This window comes from Maribacter sp. 1_MG-2023 (assembly GCF_030547005.1).
GTDB lineage: Bacteria > Bacteroidota > Bacteroidia > Flavobacteriales > Flavobacteriaceae > Maribacter.
This window is the reverse complement of the sequence record NZ_JAUOPN010000016.1, coordinates 21,624-39,676: the sequence shown is the minus strand read 5'-3', so window position 1 is coordinate 39,676 and position 18,053 is coordinate 21,624. Positions and strand designations below refer to the sequence as shown.

Here is an 18,053-nt window from a genome sequence, read left to right as displayed (position 1 = left end):
TATTCCTTTTTATACCTTTAATGTAGATTTTGAATACTTATGGAATTTATCGATTATTACAAAATTCTTGAAATAGACAAGAAGGCTACACAAGCTCAAATTAAAAAGGCATATCGAAAATTAGCGCGAAAACTTCATCCAGATTTAAATCCGAATGATAAAACCGCACAAGAAAAGTTTCAGCGTGTAAACGAGGCTAACGAAGTTTTAAGCGACCCTGAAAAAAGAAAGAAATACGACCAATATGGTAAAGATTGGCAACATGCCGATGCTTTTGAAGAAGCAAAGAAAAATCAACGTAGCTCATCGACCGGTAATAGAAGAAGTTATTCTAGCGCTGGCGGATCAAATGAAGATTTTTCAGACTTCTTTGAATCAATGTTTGGTGGAGCTGGCGGAGGTTTTAGTGGTGGCGGACGACAAAGGTCAACACAGTATAAGGGTCAAGATTTAAATGCAACACTAAAGTTGAATTTGCTTGACATTCTTGAAGATCAAAAACAAACACTTGACCTGGGTGCTAAAAAAATTAGAATTACCATACCTGCAGGGGTTGAAGATGGACAAACCATAAAAATTTCCGGCTATGGCGGCGAAGGTGCTAATGGCGGACCAAAAGGAGACCTCTACTTAACTTTTGAAATTAATAACAATACTAATTTTCAAAGAGTAAAGAACGATTTATATAAAAATGAATCTATCTCTTTATATGATGCCATTTTAGGCAGTTCAATTGAAGTAGAAACCTTAACAGGAAAAGTGAAGTTAAAGGTAAAACCCGAAACCCAAAATGACACTAAGGTGAAGCTGAAGGGAAAAGGTATGCCCGTTTATAAGAAAAAAGGTGTTCATGGAGATTTGTATATCACTTATAAGGTAACCATGCCTACCAAACTTTCAGAAAAAGAAAAAGAATTATTTAAACAACTTTCAGAATTACGATAATATGAATTCAGAAAATTACATACAAATAGAGGTGTATTGCGAACGTACACAAACTCCAATAGAATTTATAAATGATCTTTTAGAGTTCGAAATGATCAAGGTACAGCAAATTGAAAATAAAACATATGTTGAACCGCAATACCTTGTTGAGATAGAACGCATATATAGGCTACGAGAAGACCTTGGTATAAATATGGAAGGTATAGACACCTTAAACCATATGATAAAAAAAGTCAACCGATTAGAGCAAGAATTAAAACTACTTCGAGATCGGCTGACTATATATGAACATTAAACGTTAAAACGGAAATGCATTACATCACCATCTTTAACGATGTACTCTTTACCTTCTACCCTCATTTTACCGGCTTCTTTCACTTTTGATTCGCTACCAAAAGCCACGTAGTCATCATAAGCAATAACTTCTGCCCTAATGAAACCTTTTTCAAAATCTGTATGTATAACACCTGCCGCTTGTGGTGCAGTTGCGCCAACAGGAATTGTCCAAGCACGAACCTCTTTAACACCTGCAGTAAAGTAGGTCTCTAAATCTAATAATTTATAAGCTCCGCGAATAAGTTTAGCAGAACCAGGCTCTTCTAGGCCCAAATCTTCTAAAAACATTTGACGCTCCTCATAGGTCTCTAACTCCGTAATATCAGCTTCGGTACCTACTGCTAAAAAAATAACTTCTGCGTTTTCAGCAGCAACCATTTCTTTTACTTTATCAACATAGGCATTACCAGACACGGCTGCATCCTCGTCAACATTACAAACATACATTACCGGTTTATCTGTAATAAATTGAAGTGGTTTAACAAACTCAAGTCTAGATTCATCATCGATTTTAATTGCTCTAACAGAAGTACCTGATTCTAATCCGGTTTTTACAGCCAGTAAAACAGCTTCTTCTTTTTGTGCATCTTTGTTACCAGTTCTAGCTGCTCTTTTTACTTTTTCTAATTTCTTATCTACAGTCTCCAAATCTTTCAATTGAAGCTCCATATCTATCGTTTCTTTATCTCTAATAGGATCTACGCTACCATCAACATGTACTATATTGTCATTATCAAAACAACGCAATACATGTAATATAGCATCAGTTTCACGAATATTTCCCAAAAACTGATTCCCTAACCCTTCACCTTTACTAGCTCCTTTTACCAAACCAGCAATATCAACGATTTCTACAGTGGCAGGCAATACCCTTTCTGGAACTACCAACTCTTCCAGTTTTTCTAATCGTGCATCTGGCACGTTTACAACACCTATATTAGGTTCAATTGTACAAAAAGGAAAATTTGCACTTTGCGCTTTTGCGTTAGACAAACAATTAAAAAGTGTTGATTTACCTACGTTTGGTAATCCTACAATACCTGCTTTCATAATTAAGAATATTTCAAGGGTGCAAAGATAGTTTTTAGTTACAAATTTTTCATTCAAATTTTCATCAATAACTATAATGTAATTTTTATACAATTTATTTAAATTTAAATCAAATTTTTTAGCTTGACGACAGTTAAAATATTGATTTTTAACATATTTTAAGAAATAATTCTTACATTGGCTGTAGAACATGTAAGAATTTATGGAACTTCATTCAGATGAAACTATATGGTATTTTTTTAAAAAGGGCGAATCCCATGGGTTTAGCTTACTTTTTAAAAAGTATTATCCGCAATTACATGTATATGGTTTAAAATTGAGTAACGATCAAGAACTTACAGAAGACTGTCTTCAAAACTTTTTTATACAATTATTTGAAAGCAGAGAAAAATTAGGGCACATAAATAGTTTAAAAGCATACCTGTTTGTTTCTTTTAAAAGAAGACTAACAAAACAGTTACAAAAGAATCAAAATAATATACCTATTCCAGAAGCGCAGCTATTCAAAACCAATTTTACTTTTTCGTCTGAAGAAATATCAATCAAGCAAGAAGTTCAATTTCTTTGCACCTCTACCCTAGCAAGCCTTATCAATCAACTTTCACCAAGACAAAAAGAGGTAATCTATTTAAAGTATTACAGCGGAATGAATAGTTCAGATATCGCCGAAGTAATGGATATGAATTACCAAAGCGTTTTAAATACACTACAAAAAGCCTTGACAAAACTTCGCATAGCATCTGAAAATCAACAGATTAAATCTATTTTGAAAAAAAATTAAAAAAAGTAGGGTATATTTTTAAGAGTTAAGCCTCTTACTAATGGAATACCTTGCTATATGAACAACAATAATAAATTCGACTTAGATTACTTCCTATCGGATGCATCATTTAAAAACTGGGCAAAAGGCTTAAATAAAAATGATATCGCTTATTGGAATAATTGGATACAGAACAACCCTTCCCATATAGAAACTGTAGAGAATGCCAAGTCGATTATTATAGGCATCAATTTCAATCAACAATACCCTAGCAGTGAAAAAGTAAACGATGCCCTAGCTAATGTTTTGTCAAAGATAAAGTTAGAGCCTACACCAAAAAAGATTCTTAAAAAAACACATACGGTAAACAGTTCGTTATTAACTGCTGCAGCTGCCGTGTTATTAATTCTTATAAGCTGGACAAGTTATTCGTTTCTAAATAATGAAACCACAACCATACACAAAACCAATTTTGGCGAAATAATCGACTTAAAATTACCAGATGGCACATCTGTTGTGCTTAACGGAAATTCTGAAATATGGTATGAAAAAGACAATCCGCGTCTTATTAACCTAAAAGGAGAAGCATACTTTAAAGTTAAATCTATACCAAGTACCAATGCAAAGTTTTGGGTAATTACAGAAGACCTTAAAGTCGAAGTACTGGGCACACAGTTTCATGTAAACACTAGAAAACAGAAAACAAATGTGGTGCTTGATGAAGGTTCTATTCATTTAGAATTAAAAAACGGAGAAGTCACTAAAATGATACCTGGTGAAATGGTTTCTTTTTCAAATGAGAGTAAAGAACTGACTCATAAGAAAGTAGATATTAAAACTCCATATGCTCTCTGGCGTGGAGGTACTTATGCTTTTAACGAAATTTCTCTAAAAGAAGTAATGTTCAATATAGAAACGACCTACGGTCTCGAAATTGAATATGAAAATGAAAAATTAAAGAATTTACCTCTTTCTGGTGGTATTCCAAATCAGAATTTACAAATATGTATAGCCGCAATAGAAAAGGCTACAGGTACAAGAATCATTAAAAAAGGAAAGATATTACGAGTGCAAGAAAACCCTATTTATTAACTAAACTATTTATTTATGAGAACGAACAAACTAATGAGATTACTGCTTGCAGTAATGCTTTTTTCAAGCATCACCAGTGCAACGGCAGCTAATGAACTCAAAGAAAACGTAACACTAAGCGAGTTTCTAAATGAGATCAGTGAAAAGCACGAAGTATTTTTCACGTACAACCCTAACCTGGTATCAAGCACCAGTTTAAATCCTGAGGAATATAAATTCCCAGTATTAGACAAGATTATTAATAAATTGGAACGCAAAACAAGTTTTGATTTTGAATATCTTGGCAACAAATATTATGTGGTTTATCATAAGAAGCCAGAAAGGGCTAAAATTCTTAAGATAAATTCTTCAAATAATGGTATTACTGCTTTGACTTTGAATGAAAAGATTCAAAACACTATTACCGGAACAGTAACCGATGATTCTGGAATGCCGCTGGCAGGAGTTAATATTATCGAGAAAGGTACCACTAACGGTACTACTTCTGATTTTGACGGTAACTATTCAATTAACATTAATGATGATACCAAACTAGTATTTAGTTATATCGGTTTTGCTACGCAAGAAGTTTCAACACTTGGCAAAAATACGATTAACGTTCAGTTAACAGAAGGAATGCAACTAGATGAATTTATTGTTGTTGGATCTCGTACAGCACCTAGAAGTAACGCTGATACACCATTACCAGTAGATGTAATTGGAGCTAAAGATTTAAGCTCAACAGGTCAAGCTTCATTTGACAAGGCATTACAGTATAGAATTCCTTCTTTCAACACAGTACAAACGCCTGTAAACGATGCAACATCTTTATTGGATCCTTATGAAATCAGAAACATGGGTCCATCTAGAACATTGATTTTGATTAATGGTAAGCGTAAAAACTTAAGTGCTTTATTATATACACAAACATCTCCAGGTCGTGGTGAAACAGGTGCTGATATTTCAGCTATACCTACTGATGCGATTAAAAGAGTTGAAATCTTACGTGATGGTGCTTCTGCTCAATATGGTTCTGATGCAATTGCAGGTGTAATGAACATTATACTTAAAGATTCTCCGAATGAAGGATCAGCAACATTAAGAACAGGAATAACTTCTGAAGGTGATGGTGAAATGTTTGGTGTTTCTTTAAACAATGGCTCATCAATTGGTGAGGACAAAGGCTTTATAAATTATACAATAGACCTATCTAAAGTAAACCAAGCAAACAGACCAGGTACTGTTGATGCTGCTGGTGAAGCTGGTGATTTTGGCGCTGACATTGCAGATGTTCAAGAATTTCTTTCTAGAAGACCAGACGCAGGAAATATCAATGGATCCCCAGAAACCGCTGCTGCTAAATTCTCACTTAACTTAGGCTATGAATTAAGTGAAAACACATCAATGTATGGTAATGCTGCATATGTTTACAAGGCTGTAAATAGTTTTGCAAACTACAGAACTCCTTATTGGAGAACTGTTGAGGATTTTCCATATTTGGCAGATTTTTTCCCTGGAGACAATCCAAACACCGCTGGTGGTTATGATGGTTATGTTCCAACATTTGAAGGTGAACTTAGCGATTATAATGCTACAATAGGTTTTAAATCAGTTATAAACGATTGGAATCTTGATGCAAGTTTTACAACTGGAGGAAATACTCAAACGTACAAAGTGAACAATACCCACAACAGAAATGTTGTTTATTCTCCTTCCACATGGGTTGATATTAATGGTAACGGTTCTGTTGATGATGGCGAAATTACAGAAGGTTCTGAACTTTATAGAGAAAATAGTCAGCAATCATTTGATCCAGGGGGAACAAGATTCTCTCACAACGTTGGAAACATTGATATCTCAAGATTATTATCTGATAAAGTAAGTATTGGTGTTGGTGCTGAGTTTAGAACAGAGACTTTTGAAATCATAGAAGGTGAATTAGCTTCTTATGATGGTGGTGGTGCAGATTCATTTGCAGGTGCCTCTCCACAAAACTCGGGTAAGTTCAACCGATACAATATTGGTGGTTATTTAAGTTTAGATTATGATGTTACCGATGCTTTTTTATTAAGCGGTACTGTTAGAACTGAAAACTATTCAGATTTCGGTAACACTTTCATATATAAGTTTAGTTCTCGTTATAAGTTTAGCGATGCATTTACATTAAGAGGTTCTTTATCTTCTGGATTTAGAGCTCCTACCCTACACCAAATCTATACTCAAAAAGCTCAGTATAGTTTTGTACCAGGGCAAGGTATACAAGTTGGCGGGTTAATCAACAATGTATCTACACAAGCAAAATTATTGGGTATACCTCAATTGGATGCTGAAACTTCTACAAACTACACTGTCGGTTTTGGTGGTAAAATCGATAAGTTCAGTTATACTTTCGACTACTATAATATCGCTGTAAAAGACAGAATTGTTCTTGGAAATGAAATCGGAGGTAGTGGTGATCCTACAAATCCATTAGATGTTCTTTTAGCTAGTAATAACTTAAGCGATGTTAGTTTCTTTTCTAATGCAATAGATACAAAAACATCTGGTATTGATGTTGTACTTGCTTATAAAGGAATCGAAATTGGTGAAGGAAGTTTAGATTTAAACTTATCTGGTAACTATACTATTCAGAATGAACTTGATGGTCCTGTAAAGGATATTGACTTAGTTGCTAATTCAGGTCAATCTGTAGTAAACCAAACTCAAGAAGCTTTATTCTTTACCTCAAGACCTAAGACTAAATGGATTTTAGGAGCTAATTACGAAATAAATAAATTCGGTTTTTCTTTAAATAATACATTATTTGGAAAAACTAGCTTTTTTCAACAAGGTTTGAGTACTGATGCAAATGGTAATTTCAACCTTGGAACTGAATTTGACCCTAAAGTAGTTACTGATTTAGGAGTTAATTTTAGCGCTACAGATAAATTGACAATTGCACTTAACATCAACAACTTGTTGAATGTATTACCTGAATGGAATTTTGTTTCTCAAAATGCTGCAGGTGATGCTATTTTGGCTGACCCAGCACAGACACAGAACCAATCTAACTTGATTACTTTCAACCAACGTTATTCTCAAATGACGTATGATGGGTATCACTTTAGTCAATTAGGAACTATGTTCAACCTATCGTTGAATTATAAATTTTAGTTTGATTTAGTTTTAATAAAAAAGCTACCTATTAATTTAGGTAGCTTTTTTTATTTAATATAAGTATGTTAAGTGATTTTCAGTTTCTTATTAAGAAGATAAAGAATAAAGCAATCTAAAGATTAACTACACTTATTAAAACCCTTAAAGAAAATATATAATACTTACTCAGGGTGCATAAAACGTTGCTTTGCCAAAAGTACTTCTTCAGTTTCTACATGGTCATCATCAGGCACACAACAATCAACAGGGCAAACTGCTGCACACTGCGGCTCTTCATGAAAACCCATACATTCTGTACATTTATCAGGTGAGATATAGTAGACTTCATCACTAATTGGCTCTTGAACTTCATCGGCATCAACTTCTTTACCATCAGGCAGTACAACACCACCCTTTAAAGAGGTACCATCACTATAACGCCATTCATCTGCACCTTCATAAATTGCAGTGTTCGGACATTCAGGTTCACAAGCCCCACAATTTATACACTCGTCTGTTATTATTATTGCCATAATTTCTTCTACATTAAAATGCCCAAAAAAGAACGGGCATGCTTATTTTTGCACAAAGGTAATTCCTACTGAATTAGTATACAAATATAATGACCCATAGCAACCTTAGTATAGAAGCTTTTGTTAAACTTGGAAATTTTCTAAGTACATTTTGTGATTTAATCACATCTAACACCATTTCTGATCACTTAAATGACAAATGGATCGAGCGTTTTAAAACTGAAGCCGAAAGGGCACAACATTATAATGGTTGGTTTTCAGAAGAAAATTGTATTCATGCTTTTCAAGAATGGTCAAATGTATTAACCCAAGGTAATTTAGAAAATTGGTTAAATGCATATGATATTAATTCTAATGAAGAAAAAACAGTAGCACTAATAATGGCTGGTAATATTCCCTTAGTAGGGTTTCATGACCTTCTATGTGTATTGCTTACTGGAAATAAAGCATTGGTAAAGCTATCTAGTAACGACCAGAAATTGATCCCGCTGCTTATTGATTACCTAATCGAAATCGAACCCTTTTTCAAAGACAGGGTGACGTTTACAAAAGAAAAGCTTGAAAACTATGATGCCGTAATCGCAACCGGCAGTAACAATACTGCAAGGTATTTTGAATTTTATTTCGGCAAAAAACCGAATATTATTCGTAAAAACAGAAATTCGGCAGCAGTTTTAACAGGCAATGAGACTACTGAAGAATTAACTGCTCTTGGCGAAGATATTTTTAGATATTTTGGATTAGGTTGTAGAAGTGTTTCTAAGATCTATATTCCGAAAGGCTATGATATTGATATATTTTTCAAAGCTATGTTTCCATACAGCGATATTATAAACCATAATAAATATGCTAACAATTATGATTATAATAAGGCTGTTTATTTGATGAGCGAATTCAAAATCTTAGATAACGGATTCTTGATATTAAAAGAAGAAAAAAGCTTTGGATCCCCTATTGCCTCTTTGTTTTACGAATATTATGAAGACATTCCTACTTTAAAAAAATATCTAAATAACGAGGAAGATAAAATTCAGTGTATAGTCTCATCTGGCATCATGGAAGGCGAGATATCATTCGGACAAACACAAAAGCCATCATTGAACGATTATGCAGATGGTATAGATACGGTTGATTTCTTGTTGAGAACATCTTTGAATTAAATGGCTATCCTGACAGTAAATTCTTAAAAAATCCTGACATTTGCATCCTTAAATTACAAACAAAATGAAAAAACATAATTTTAGCGCTGGTCCTTGTATATTACCAAAAGAAGTATTGTTAAAAGCTTCTGAAGCGGTTATGGACTTCAACGGTTCGGGCCTTTCTCTTATTGAGATTTCTCACAGAAGTAAAGATTTTGTTGCCGTAATGGAAAACGCAAGATCATTGGCATTAGAACTACTTGATTTAAAAGACAAAGGCTATACTGCACTTTTTCTTCAAGGTGGCGCAAGCTTAGAGTTTTTAATGGTTGCATATAATTTGTTAGAAAAAAAAGCTGGTTATTTAAATACCGGTACTTGGAGCGACAAAGCGATTAAAGAAGCTAAGTTATTTGGAGAAGTTGTTGAAGTTGGATCATCTAAAGATGAAAACTTTAAATACATCCCTAAAGGCTATTCTGTGCCAACTGGTTTAGATTACTTACATATAACTTCAAACAATACCATATTCGGAACACAATTTAAGAAATTTCCAATAACTGATTGTTCTTTAGTTTGTGATATGAGTTCTGATATTTTTTCTAGAACTATGGATTTTTCTCAGTTCGATTTAATATACGCTGGAGCACAAAAAAACATGGGTCCTGCAGGAGCTACTTTAGTAATTGTCAAAGATGATATTTTAGGTAAAGTTTCTAGAAAAATCCCTTCTATGCTTAATTATCAAACGCATATTGCAAAAGACAGTATGTTCAATACTCCATCAGTGTTTGCTGTATATACTTCTATGCTAACTTTAGAATGGTTAAAAAATCTTGGAGGTATTGCTGCTATTGAAGAAGTAAATGAGAAAAAAGCAAGACTGTTATATTCTGAAATAGACTTAAATCCAGTGTTTGAAGGTTATGCGAATATAGAAGACCGTTCCTTAATGAATGCAACCTTTAATATTACTGATGAGGTTTTGAAAACAACATTTGATAACATGTTAAAAGAAGCTGGTATTAATGGTTTAAACGGTCACCGTTCTGTTGGCGGCTACAGAGCTAGCATGTACAACGCACTTTCTCTAGATAGTGTTGGTGTATTGGTAGACGTAATGAGTGAAATGGAGCGTAAAGGATAATTAATTCAAACGATTTACTTTATTAGTTTATATTTCAATCAGTATTTAAATTTCAATAAAATAATTCGAGATAAACTCACGAAGAATTTCTAAGTGAGCCTACGTGAATTTTTGAGATCTTCCCGAACGGAATAGACAAGAAAACCTCGGAGCATTAAAATCTCGATAATCCAGTAAAACATATGAAGATATTAGCAAATGATGGTATTTCTCAAAACGGCATTGACGCTTTAGAGAAATCAGGATTTGAAGTTTTAACGACAACTGTTGCTCAAGAACAGTTAGCAAACTATATAAACGAACACAAAATTGACGCCTTATTAGTGCGTAGTGCCACTAAGGTTAGAAAAGATTTAATCGACGCCTGCCCTACCCTAAAATTAATAGGAAGAGGTGGTGTTGGCATGGATAATATTGATGTTGATTACGCTAAATCTAAAGACATTCATATTATAAATACTCCTGCGGCATCATCAGAATCTGTGGCAGAATTAGTATTTGCCCATCTTTTCGGTGGAGCACGTTTTTTATATGATGCTAACAGAAACATGCCTTTAGAGGGTGACAGCAACTTTAAAGGTCTTAAAAAATCGTATTCAAAAGGTACAGAACTTAGAGGAAAGACTTTAGGTCTATTCGGCTTCGGTAACATTGGTCAAGCAACAGCAAAACTGGCTATTGGCGCAGGTATGAAAGTTGTGTATTGCGACCCAGAAGTAGAACAAACCGATATTGAACTTTCTTTTTTCGATGGTCAGAAAGTGACATTCAATTTAAAGAATACAACGAAAGAAGACTTACTAAAGCAGGCAGATTATATATCGTTACATATACCGGGTCAAAAGAGCTATGTTTTGGGTAAAACAGAATTCTCTCAAATGAAAAAGGGAGTAGGTATCGTAAATGCAGCCAGAGGTGGAGTTTTAGATGAAGTTGCCTTAATTGAAGCTTTAGAAAACGGCTCTGTTGCCTTTGCTGGTTTAGACGTTTATGAATCTGAACCAACACCAGAAGTTAAAATATTGATGCATTCTAGTATATCGCTAACGCCACATATTGGTGCAGCTACACTAGAAGCTCAAGAAAGAATAGGACTAGAATTGGCCGACCAAATTATATCGTTATTAAAATAGAGGCTTAAAAGGCAATATTCTTGACTCTTTTTCGTATTTTACAACGTAAACATTAAATTAACTATTACAATGGCAGGATTATTAGATTTATTAAATAGCCCAATGGGGCAACAATTAATTAGCGGAGTTGCAGGTCAAACCAACCAACCGGCAGATAAAACCGCAAATGTACTAAGTATGGCTATGCCACTTATTCTTGGTGCAATGAAAAAAAATGTATCTACTCCAGAAGGTGCTCAAGGTTTAATGAGCGCATTATCTAGTAATCATAGTGGTGGTATTTTGGATAACTTAGGTGGTCTTTTTGGCGGCGGTGTTGACGATAGTGTAATGGCAGATGGTGCTGGTATTTTGAGTCATGTATTTGGAGACAAACAACCTCAAGTAGAAAGTGCTTTAAGTCAAAAATCTGGTATCGACGCAGGTTCTGTAGCTTCTATTTTAAAAATAGCTGCTCCTATAGTCATGGGAATGATAGGTAAGCAAACTGCACAAAGTAACGTAAGTGATGGTACTGGCATGAATGCTCTTTTAGGTAGCATGCTTGGTGGACAACCACAAGAAAATCAAAGCTTAATTACTTCTTTGTTAGATGCAGATGGTGATGGTAGCATACTAGATGACGTTGCCGGTATGGTAATGGGAGGCAGTAAAAGTAGTGGTGGAATCGGAGGTCTTTTAGGAGGTCTTTTCGGTAAATAAAATTTAAAGACTCTATTTATATAACCCGCTTGCAACTGCAAGCGGGTTTTTTTGTATCTTATAATTCATGAAAACGAAATACACCTCTTTTTTTGTAATGCTAATTGTTAGCACCATTTCTGTACTTCTATTAAATTGCGGAGCATCAAAAGAATCATTAGCTATTTCGAATAATGAAGAACAGGCTTTTAACCAAGTACAAGGCGATACCATTACTATTTCTAGTGACAAGACAGAATATGAAATAATAATTATTGAGCCTGGTTTTAATACATGGCTAAGTTCAATTGCCAAACCAGAGGGTTATTATTCTCAAAATTTCCTTGAAAATAGAAATTACATCATGGTTATAGAATGGAATAACAGAATTATGCAGCCATCACGATTTGACCCTAATTTATATGAATTACGCATAGATTACTCAAATCAAATAGATTATGGGTATGAGGTTAATTACAAACTTTATAATTACTTCATCTATTTTCAAAGAAAATATAATCAACGTTTAGGTCCTTTTGTACCCCGTATTTAAAAAGTATATTTGCGGCATTCAACACATGTCATGCAAAAATTAAAAGAGCGTTGGGGCGTTACCAGCAATTTTCAATTAACTATTATTTTTATTGTTTTTTCCATTACCGGATCATCTTCTGTCTTTGTGGCAAAACCTTTTTTAAATTTAATTGGCTTACAACAAGCTAATTTTCCAGATGCGTGGTGGGGAACAACAATGTATTGGATTTTACGAATTCTATTAATTTTCCCCTTTTATCAGATACTATTGGTAATATATGGCTGGTTATTTGGACAATTCAAATTCTTTTGGGCTTTTGAGAAAAAGATGCTTAAAAGATTAGGACTCGGATTCTTATTCTAATTTTTTTTGTTAGGTTTTCTTTAACATTCAATTCTACTTCTTTTAGTACTTTAGCGATGTGAAAAACTCAATATTTACATATTTATCTGTATTTATATTGTTTTGCCTTATGTTAATTAAGGTGACTTCTTTTCACGTGTATTCTCATGATGACAATTCTGTTGATACGATAGAGAATTGTAGTATTTGCGATATGGCTATTCAGAATCAAAATTCTGAATTTACTTTTGTTGCCATTTTATTATTAATTCTTTTACCATTTATCTTTTTTACTGATAAAAAAATTACGCCTTTAGTTTTAGAGGCTCCTTCATTTTATTTTAGGTATGCAACTTTTGGCAGACCTCCCCCCTTCCAAGACTAATACACTATCCACATTTAAATCGATTCCATTTTAGAATCGGCACATACTTTCGAAAAACTTATATAATGAAAAATTATTTATATGTTTTCGTAATCTTTTGTAGCTCAATAATTTATGCTCAAGATTGCAATTCAATATTAATAGGTGAAATAGTTGATTTCCATGACAACAGTACGCTAAATGGAGCAACTATTAATGTCACTGGTAAAAACCTTTCTACAGTTTCTAAAGAAAATGGGAAATTTACTTTTAAAAATCTGTGTGACGGAGTTTTAGAATTGGAAATATCGCATCCGGAATGCACAACCAAGTTTATTACTGTAACTATTAATGGAGATACCTTTTCAGAAATTAGACTTGAGCATCATTTAGAAGAATTAACAGAAGTAAAAGTGATTGGTGACGTTCCCAAAAGCACCAATTCTGCACAAGAGAATATTTTATCGGTAAAAGATATAGAGCGAAATAGTGGTAATAGTTTAGGCGATGCACTTAAGAAAATTGTAGGTGTATCAACATTAAATACTGGTGGTAACATCGTTAAACCAGTAATACAAGGTTTAAACGGTAGTAGAATATTAATTCTAAACAATAACGTTCGAATGCAAGACATGGAATGGGGAGAGGAACATGCCCCAAATGTCGATGTCAATGCTAACCAGAACATAAGTGTCATTAAAGGCGCTGCAGCAATTGAATACGGTGGCGATGCCATAGGCGGAGTAATTGTATTAGAGCCGTTACCAGTTGTCAGAACAGATTCCTTGTTTGGTAAAACACAATTAAACTTATCGTCTAATGGTCGTGGCGGTAACATTACTTCTTCGTTGACCAAATCGTACAAGTCTGGTCTATATATAAAAGCCCAAGGGTCATATAAGAAATTAGGAGATTTAGAAGCTCCAGATTACATACTTTCAAACACCGGAATCAATGAAAGTGGTTTATCGCTAAATGTTGGAAAACGCGATTTTGAACAAGGCTGGGAAGGTTATTATTCCTATTTTAATTCTGAGATTGGCATATTAAGAGCCTCACATATCGGTAACGTAGATGATTTAATAAACGCTATTAATAGTAATATACCAAGTGTAATAAATGATTTTACTTATGATATTACCCAACCCTACCAAGAGGTAACCCATCATTTAGGAAAACTTAGTTATTACCGAAGATTTGAAGGTTTTGGAAAATGGACCACACAATATGATTTTCAACAAAATAGAAGATTTGAATATGATATTCGTGTAGGTGATGATGCCGATAAAGCATCGTTAGATTTGAGACTTACAACACATTCGGTTTTAACCAATATTAAATTTGATGCTAAAGAAGGTTTTGACCTCAAGGTAGGCGCATTAGGTAGATATCAAACCAACTTTGCAAATCCTGATACAGGTGTAAGAAGACTAATCCCTGATTACGATAAATATGATTTTGGATTATTTGCCATCGGTAATTATGAATTAAATTCCGATTGGACCATAGATGTAGGTGCTCGTTATGATTTTAGCAGAATTGATGCTAAAAAATTCTATAAAGTATCTAGATGGGAGGAACGTGGTTATGATGTAGATTTTGCCGATATAATCATTGAAGATTTAGGCACACAATTACTTACTAATCCTGTTTTTGATTACCATAATTTTTCAGGAACAGCAGGTTTTCATTATCAAATAAATGAAAAAGATCATTTGCGCTTTAACTATGCTTTTTCACAAAGAGCACCAAACCCTTCAGAATTATTTAGTGATGGTTTACATCATTCTGCTGCACGCATTGAATTGGGTGATTTAAGAATTACAAGCGAGACATCATCAAAACTTTCTGCATCTTTAGAACGGAACACCAATAAATGGGGGTACTCGGTGGCTCCCTTTTTAAACAGTATTAAAGACTTTATACTTGTAGAACCAACAGGTGTAGAATATACAATTAGAGGAGCCTTCCCTGTTTGGTCTTATAGACAGACCGATGCAGTATTGCTAGGTATTGATGCTTTTTTATACAGTAATTGGACTTCAAAAATTAGAACAGATCATAAGTTTGCATGGGTAAGAGGTACTGATACAGAAACAGACACACCACTAATAAATATACCTGCTGCTAATTTTACGAATAGTATTACATACACAAACCCTAAATGGAATAATTTTCTAATAAGTCTAGAAAGTCAGTATGTATTCGAACAAACAAGATACCCAGATAACATTGAAGTCTTTTCACCCGAACAGCAAGAAAATGTGATTTTGGATATCAATACACCACCAGATGCTTATCACCTTTTATCCCTAAATACAGAAGCATCATTTACCCTTAAAAACAAAAACGATTTAACTGTAGGTCTTAGTGCAAGCAACCTATTAAATACCAATTATCGTGATTATTTAAATCGCCAACGATATTTTGTAGATGACATGGGCAGAAATATAAGTCTACGCTTAATTTTTAACTACTAATAATAATAATTACTAACAAATGAAAACAAGTACAACTATGAAAAGAAACAAAACCTTAAAAACAGTTTTAGCTTTAAGTTTAATGGCAACGGTTATGACATCATGTTCTAGTGATGATGATACGCCAGAAATAATAAATGAAGAAGAAATTATTACTACATTGACGGTTACTTTAACAAGTGCTAATGGCACTGCGACATTACAATCTCAAGATTTGGATGGCGATGGACCAAATGCTCCTGTAATAACAGCAGATAATTTAACTGCAAATACCACCTATACGGGAAGTATTGAATTATTGAACGAAACAGAGTCACCTGCAGAGGATATTACGGAGGAAGTAGAAGAAGAAGCTGATGAACACCAGTTTTTCTTTAGTCTAAACGGTTCTCTTACAGATGTAACTTATTCTGATGAAGACGGAGACGGAAATCCAATAGGACTTGAATTTGAATTGACTACTGGTGATGCAGGATCAGGTAGTATAACCATTACATTACGTCATGAGCCAACAAAACCAAACGACGGTACTTTGGCAGATGCTGGTGGTGAGACTGATATAGCTCAAACTTTTACAGTAGTAGTAGAATAAGCTAAATTTACAATTTAAAAAAAAGCCTTTGAATAAAAATTCAAAGGCTTTTTTATGTTTCCTATTCTTCTAATTGATACCATTCTATATCTGCCAACACCTCTCTTCTACCCTTCTTTTTTGGAGGATAATTAGTTACTAAATAATTGATAATTACAGCTTCGTTTTCTCCTAAATCCCAAAGATTTTGGGTTTCTTGCATCCATTTAATAGTCGATTTCCAACGTTCTTGGTTCATTCTGTTTTGCATTACCAACTTGGCAGAATGGCAATTGGTACAGTTTTGAATAGTTTCTACCATACCCGGTGCCTCTATAAATCCAGTACTTACATGTATACCATTTTCTATTTTACCAAAGTCATCATCAACAGGTATTTCAACAATTTCTGTTTCTGGTTCATTTCCTTTGAAAGCAGATAGACTAGAATCGAAAATAAAATATATCAAAGCAATTCCTCCAATAGTCACAACAACACTTGCTAATATTATCTTTCTATACAGTCTTTGAAAATTTCGTTTCAGATTGTCATGATTTTGCATTTTCATCTATGCGATTTTTACAGCTATTCTATGACAAGCATTATTTAAGTATCCTTTGGGGTTCCAACCAGGTAATAACATTGGCTGACTGATTCCATTGGAATCAGTAGCTTTTGCCCAAACCTCGTAATACCCTTCTTGTGGAAAAGAAATTTGTGCAGAGAAATGTTGCCAAGCTAATCGATTCGCAGGTTTCTCAATGACACAAGTATTCCATGTAGCACCAAAATCTATAGAGTATTCCATTTTGGCAACTTCCAATTCGCCAGCCCAAGCATGTCCTCTAATTTTCAACTTTTTACCTTTCGATAACGTAGCCCCAGACTTAGGGTATGTAATTAAAGATTTAACAGGCATAGATTCAATAATGCACATATCTTCATCTGCAACTTTCTCACCAGGGGCAACCGGTTTGCAAGGCACTCTATATGCTGTACCAGTCATTTTTGTACCATCATGAACTATATTTCTAATATTGATACGTTGCAACCATTTTCCAGAAACCGAAGCTGGCCAACCACCAGCAATTACCCGTAATGGATAACCGTGGGCTAAAGGAATGTCCACTCCGTTCATTTGAAAAGCCAAAATAGTTTCATCTTGCAATGCCTTTGACATTGGGGCACCTCTAGAAATTGGTTCTTTTGTTGGGTCTCTACTTAGATGTAAATCTGCAGCATGATAACCAAAGTAGACGGCATCGTCCTTAATACCTACATCTTCTAAAACATCACGCAACCTAACACCTGTCCAGCTTGCACAATATACAGCCCCTATGGTCCATTGATTACCCTTCGCCGGTGGGTCAAATTCACTTCTACCATTACCACCACATTCAAGGGTTAATTGATAGGTATGATGTTTAAATTTGGATTTGAGTTCTGCAAGGGAGTACGTTTTTTCCTGTTGAACAGATTCGCCATCTATGGTGAGTGTCCAGTTTTCTACATCGATTTCCTCAGGAATGAGTCCGTTATTTCTAATAAATATAGATTTGTTCGGTGTTACTTTATCATCTAAGAGATGAGCTTGTGCCTCAATATTCCATGGTTTGTCATTTAAAACGATCATACCCTTGTCTTTATTGAATAATTTGAATGGATCAGAATCTTGCAAGGCTACAGGAGTATAACCAGCTGGCATTACATTTTTATAAACTATATCTACACCTAATAAGGCAGCTAGACCGCCGAAACTAGATTTTGCAACAAAATTTCTTCTCTTCAAAACTCAAGTTATTTGAGTTAAAGTTAAGGTATTTAATAA

Annotated in this window: 18 protein-coding genes; 14 read left to right on the top strand and 4 right to left on the bottom strand. The window is 34.2% G+C overall.

The window, feature by feature from the left end:
- Positions 1-39 precede the first annotated feature (39 nt).
- Both Q4500_RS15750 and Q4500_RS15745 read left to right on the top strand, forming a co-directional pair.
- Entirely contained in the window at positions 40-945 is a 906-nt protein-coding gene (locus Q4500_RS15750; protein ID WP_303600556.1) for a J domain-containing protein, read from the top strand.
- A gap of 1 nt (position 946) precedes the next feature.
- Positions 947-1,240, top strand: coding sequence for a chaperone modulator CbpM (locus tag Q4500_RS15745; RefSeq protein ID WP_303600555.1), 294 nt, complete (start codon positions 947-949; stop codon positions 1,238-1,240).
- Here the strand turns inward: Q4500_RS15745 and ychF are convergent.
- Positions 1,237-2,331 (bottom strand): redox-regulated ATPase YchF, encoded by a 1,095-nt coding sequence (gene ychF / locus Q4500_RS15740; protein WP_303600554.1) that lies wholly within the window; start codon positions 2,329-2,331, stop codon positions 1,237-1,239. The two genes, Q4500_RS15745 and ychF, sit on opposite strands and share 4 nt — an antisense overlap.
- 202 nt (positions 2,332-2,533) lie before the next feature.
- Between ychF and Q4500_RS15735 the strand changes: the two genes are divergently transcribed.
- Genes Q4500_RS15735 through Q4500_RS15725 form a run of 3 tightly spaced genes read left to right on the top strand, consistent with a single transcriptional unit; the run spans position 2,534 to position 7,315 of the window.
- Entirely contained in the window at positions 2,534-3,112 is a 579-nt protein-coding gene (locus tag Q4500_RS15735) for an RNA polymerase sigma factor (protein ID WP_303600553.1), read from the top strand.
- A 57-nt stretch (positions 3,113-3,169) separates the two neighbouring features.
- A complete protein-coding gene (locus Q4500_RS15730) occupies positions 3,170-4,183 on the top strand; it encodes a FecR family protein (RefSeq protein ID WP_303600552.1) in 1,014 nt (337 codons plus the stop codon).
- Positions 4,184-4,198: 15 nt separating this feature from the next.
- Positions 4,199-7,315: a TonB-dependent receptor gene (locus tag Q4500_RS15725; protein WP_303600551.1), complete on the top strand. Its 3,117-nt coding sequence runs from the start codon at positions 4,199-4,201 to the stop codon at positions 7,313-7,315.
- 164 nt (positions 7,316-7,479) lie between these two features.
- On the opposite strand, the gene Q4500_RS15720 is transcribed toward Q4500_RS15725, so the two are convergent.
- Positions 7,480-7,830 (bottom strand): 4Fe-4S dicluster domain-containing protein, encoded by a 351-nt coding sequence (locus Q4500_RS15720; RefSeq protein WP_303600550.1) that lies wholly within the window; start codon positions 7,828-7,830, stop codon positions 7,480-7,482.
- A gap of 89 nt (positions 7,831-7,919) precedes the next feature.
- Between Q4500_RS15720 and Q4500_RS15715 the strand changes: the two genes are divergently transcribed.
- The 9 genes from Q4500_RS15715 (at position 7,920) to Q4500_RS15675 (ending at position 16,246) form a co-directional block, all read left to right on the top strand.
- On the top strand, positions 7,920-8,990 hold the full coding sequence (locus tag Q4500_RS15715; protein ID WP_303600549.1) for an acyl-CoA reductase: 1,071 nt from the start codon (positions 7,920-7,922) through the stop codon (positions 8,988-8,990).
- Between the two features lie 64 nt (positions 8,991-9,054).
- Positions 9,055-10,119: a 3-phosphoserine/phosphohydroxythreonine transaminase gene (gene serC, locus Q4500_RS15710; RefSeq protein ID WP_303600548.1), complete on the top strand. Its 1,065-nt coding sequence runs from the start codon at positions 9,055-9,057 to the stop codon at positions 10,117-10,119.
- Positions 10,120-10,301: 182 nt separating this feature from the next.
- Positions 10,302-11,252 carry a D-2-hydroxyacid dehydrogenase gene (locus Q4500_RS15705; protein WP_303600547.1) on the top strand — a complete coding sequence of 317 codons (951 nt, stop codon included), beginning with the start codon at positions 10,302-10,304 and terminating at the stop codon, positions 11,250-11,252.
- A gap of 69 nt (positions 11,253-11,321) precedes the next feature.
- Positions 11,322-11,954, top strand: a complete 633-nt coding sequence (locus Q4500_RS15700; RefSeq protein ID WP_303600546.1) for a DUF937 domain-containing protein — start codon at positions 11,322-11,324, stop codon at positions 11,952-11,954.
- Between the two features lie 67 nt (positions 11,955-12,021).
- On the top strand, positions 12,022-12,486 hold the full coding sequence (locus tag Q4500_RS15695; protein WP_303600545.1) for a DUF6146 family protein: 465 nt from the start codon (positions 12,022-12,024) through the stop codon (positions 12,484-12,486).
- A 30-nt stretch (positions 12,487-12,516) separates the two neighbouring features.
- On the top strand, positions 12,517-12,831 hold the full coding sequence (locus Q4500_RS15690) for a DUF6787 family protein (RefSeq protein ID WP_073243999.1): 315 nt from the start codon (positions 12,517-12,519) through the stop codon (positions 12,829-12,831).
- Positions 12,832-12,889: 58 nt separating this feature from the next.
- The gene (locus Q4500_RS15685) at positions 12,890-13,195 is read left to right on the top strand and encodes a DUF2645 family protein (protein WP_303600544.1); all 306 of its coding nucleotides are present in this window, start codon (positions 12,890-12,892) and stop codon (positions 13,193-13,195) included.
- Positions 13,196-13,260: 65 nt separating this feature from the next.
- Entirely contained in the window at positions 13,261-15,654 is a 2,394-nt protein-coding gene (locus Q4500_RS15680) for a TonB-dependent receptor (protein WP_303600543.1), read from the top strand.
- A 37-nt stretch (positions 15,655-15,691) separates the two neighbouring features.
- On the top strand, positions 15,692-16,246 hold the full coding sequence (locus Q4500_RS15675; protein ID WP_303600542.1) for a type 1 periplasmic binding fold superfamily protein: 555 nt from the start codon (positions 15,692-15,694) through the stop codon (positions 16,244-16,246).
- A 61-nt stretch (positions 16,247-16,307) separates the two neighbouring features.
- On the opposite strand, the gene Q4500_RS15670 is transcribed toward Q4500_RS15675, so the two are convergent.
- Both Q4500_RS15670 and Q4500_RS15665 read right to left on the bottom strand, forming a co-directional pair.
- Positions 16,308-16,793: a monoheme cytochrome C gene (locus tag Q4500_RS15670; RefSeq protein ID WP_368389774.1), complete on the bottom strand. Its 486-nt coding sequence runs from the start codon at positions 16,791-16,793 to the stop codon at positions 16,308-16,310.
- Positions 16,794-18,014: a sulfite oxidase gene (locus Q4500_RS15665; protein WP_303600541.1), complete on the bottom strand. Its 1,221-nt coding sequence runs from the start codon at positions 18,012-18,014 to the stop codon at positions 16,794-16,796.
- Positions 18,015-18,053: the final 39 nt, after the last annotated feature.

What these genes read in the sequence shown, in the direction of transcription:
- Q4500_RS15680 (WP_303600543.1), top strand. Translation starts at nt 13,261, where the DNA reads ATGAAAAATTATTTATATGTTTTCGTAATCTTTTGTAGCTCAATAATT.
- Q4500_RS15670 (WP_368389774.1), bottom strand. Translation starts at nt 16,793, where the DNA reads ATGAAAATGCAAAATCATGACAATCTGAAACGAAATTTTCAAAGACTG.
- Q4500_RS15735 (WP_303600553.1), top strand. Translation starts at nt 2,534, where the DNA reads ATGGAACTTCATTCAGATGAAACTATATGGTATTTTTTTAAAAAGGGC.
- Q4500_RS15750 (WP_303600556.1), top strand. Translation starts at nt 40, where the DNA reads ATGGAATTTATCGATTATTACAAAATTCTTGAAATAGACAAGAAGGCT.
- Q4500_RS15695 (WP_303600545.1), top strand. Translation starts at nt 12,022, where the DNA reads ATGAAAACGAAATACACCTCTTTTTTTGTAATGCTAATTGTTAGCACC.
- Q4500_RS15690 (WP_073243999.1), top strand. Translation starts at nt 12,517, where the DNA reads ATGCAAAAATTAAAAGAGCGTTGGGGCGTTACCAGCAATTTTCAATTA.
- Q4500_RS15730 (WP_303600552.1), top strand. Translation starts at nt 3,170, where the DNA reads ATGAACAACAATAATAAATTCGACTTAGATTACTTCCTATCGGATGCA.
- ychF (WP_303600554.1), bottom strand. Translation starts at nt 2,331, where the DNA reads ATGAAAGCAGGTATTGTAGGATTACCAAACGTAGGTAAATCAACACTT.
- Q4500_RS15700 (WP_303600546.1), top strand. Translation starts at nt 11,322, where the DNA reads ATGGCAGGATTATTAGATTTATTAAATAGCCCAATGGGGCAACAATTA.
- Q4500_RS15720 (WP_303600550.1), bottom strand. Translation starts at nt 7,830, where the DNA reads ATGGCAATAATAATAACAGACGAGTGTATAAATTGTGGGGCTTGTGAA.
- Q4500_RS15705 (WP_303600547.1), top strand. Translation starts at nt 10,302, where the DNA reads ATGAAGATATTAGCAAATGATGGTATTTCTCAAAACGGCATTGACGCT.
- serC (WP_303600548.1), top strand. Translation starts at nt 9,055, where the DNA reads ATGAAAAAACATAATTTTAGCGCTGGTCCTTGTATATTACCAAAAGAA.
- Q4500_RS15715 (WP_303600549.1), top strand. Translation starts at nt 7,920, where the DNA reads ATGACCCATAGCAACCTTAGTATAGAAGCTTTTGTTAAACTTGGAAAT.
- Q4500_RS15725 (WP_303600551.1), top strand. Translation starts at nt 4,199, where the DNA reads ATGAGAACGAACAAACTAATGAGATTACTGCTTGCAGTAATGCTTTTT.
- Q4500_RS15675 (WP_303600542.1), top strand. Translation starts at nt 15,692, where the DNA reads ATGAAAAGAAACAAAACCTTAAAAACAGTTTTAGCTTTAAGTTTAATG.
- Q4500_RS15745 (WP_303600555.1), top strand. Translation starts at nt 947, where the DNA reads ATGAATTCAGAAAATTACATACAAATAGAGGTGTATTGCGAACGTACA.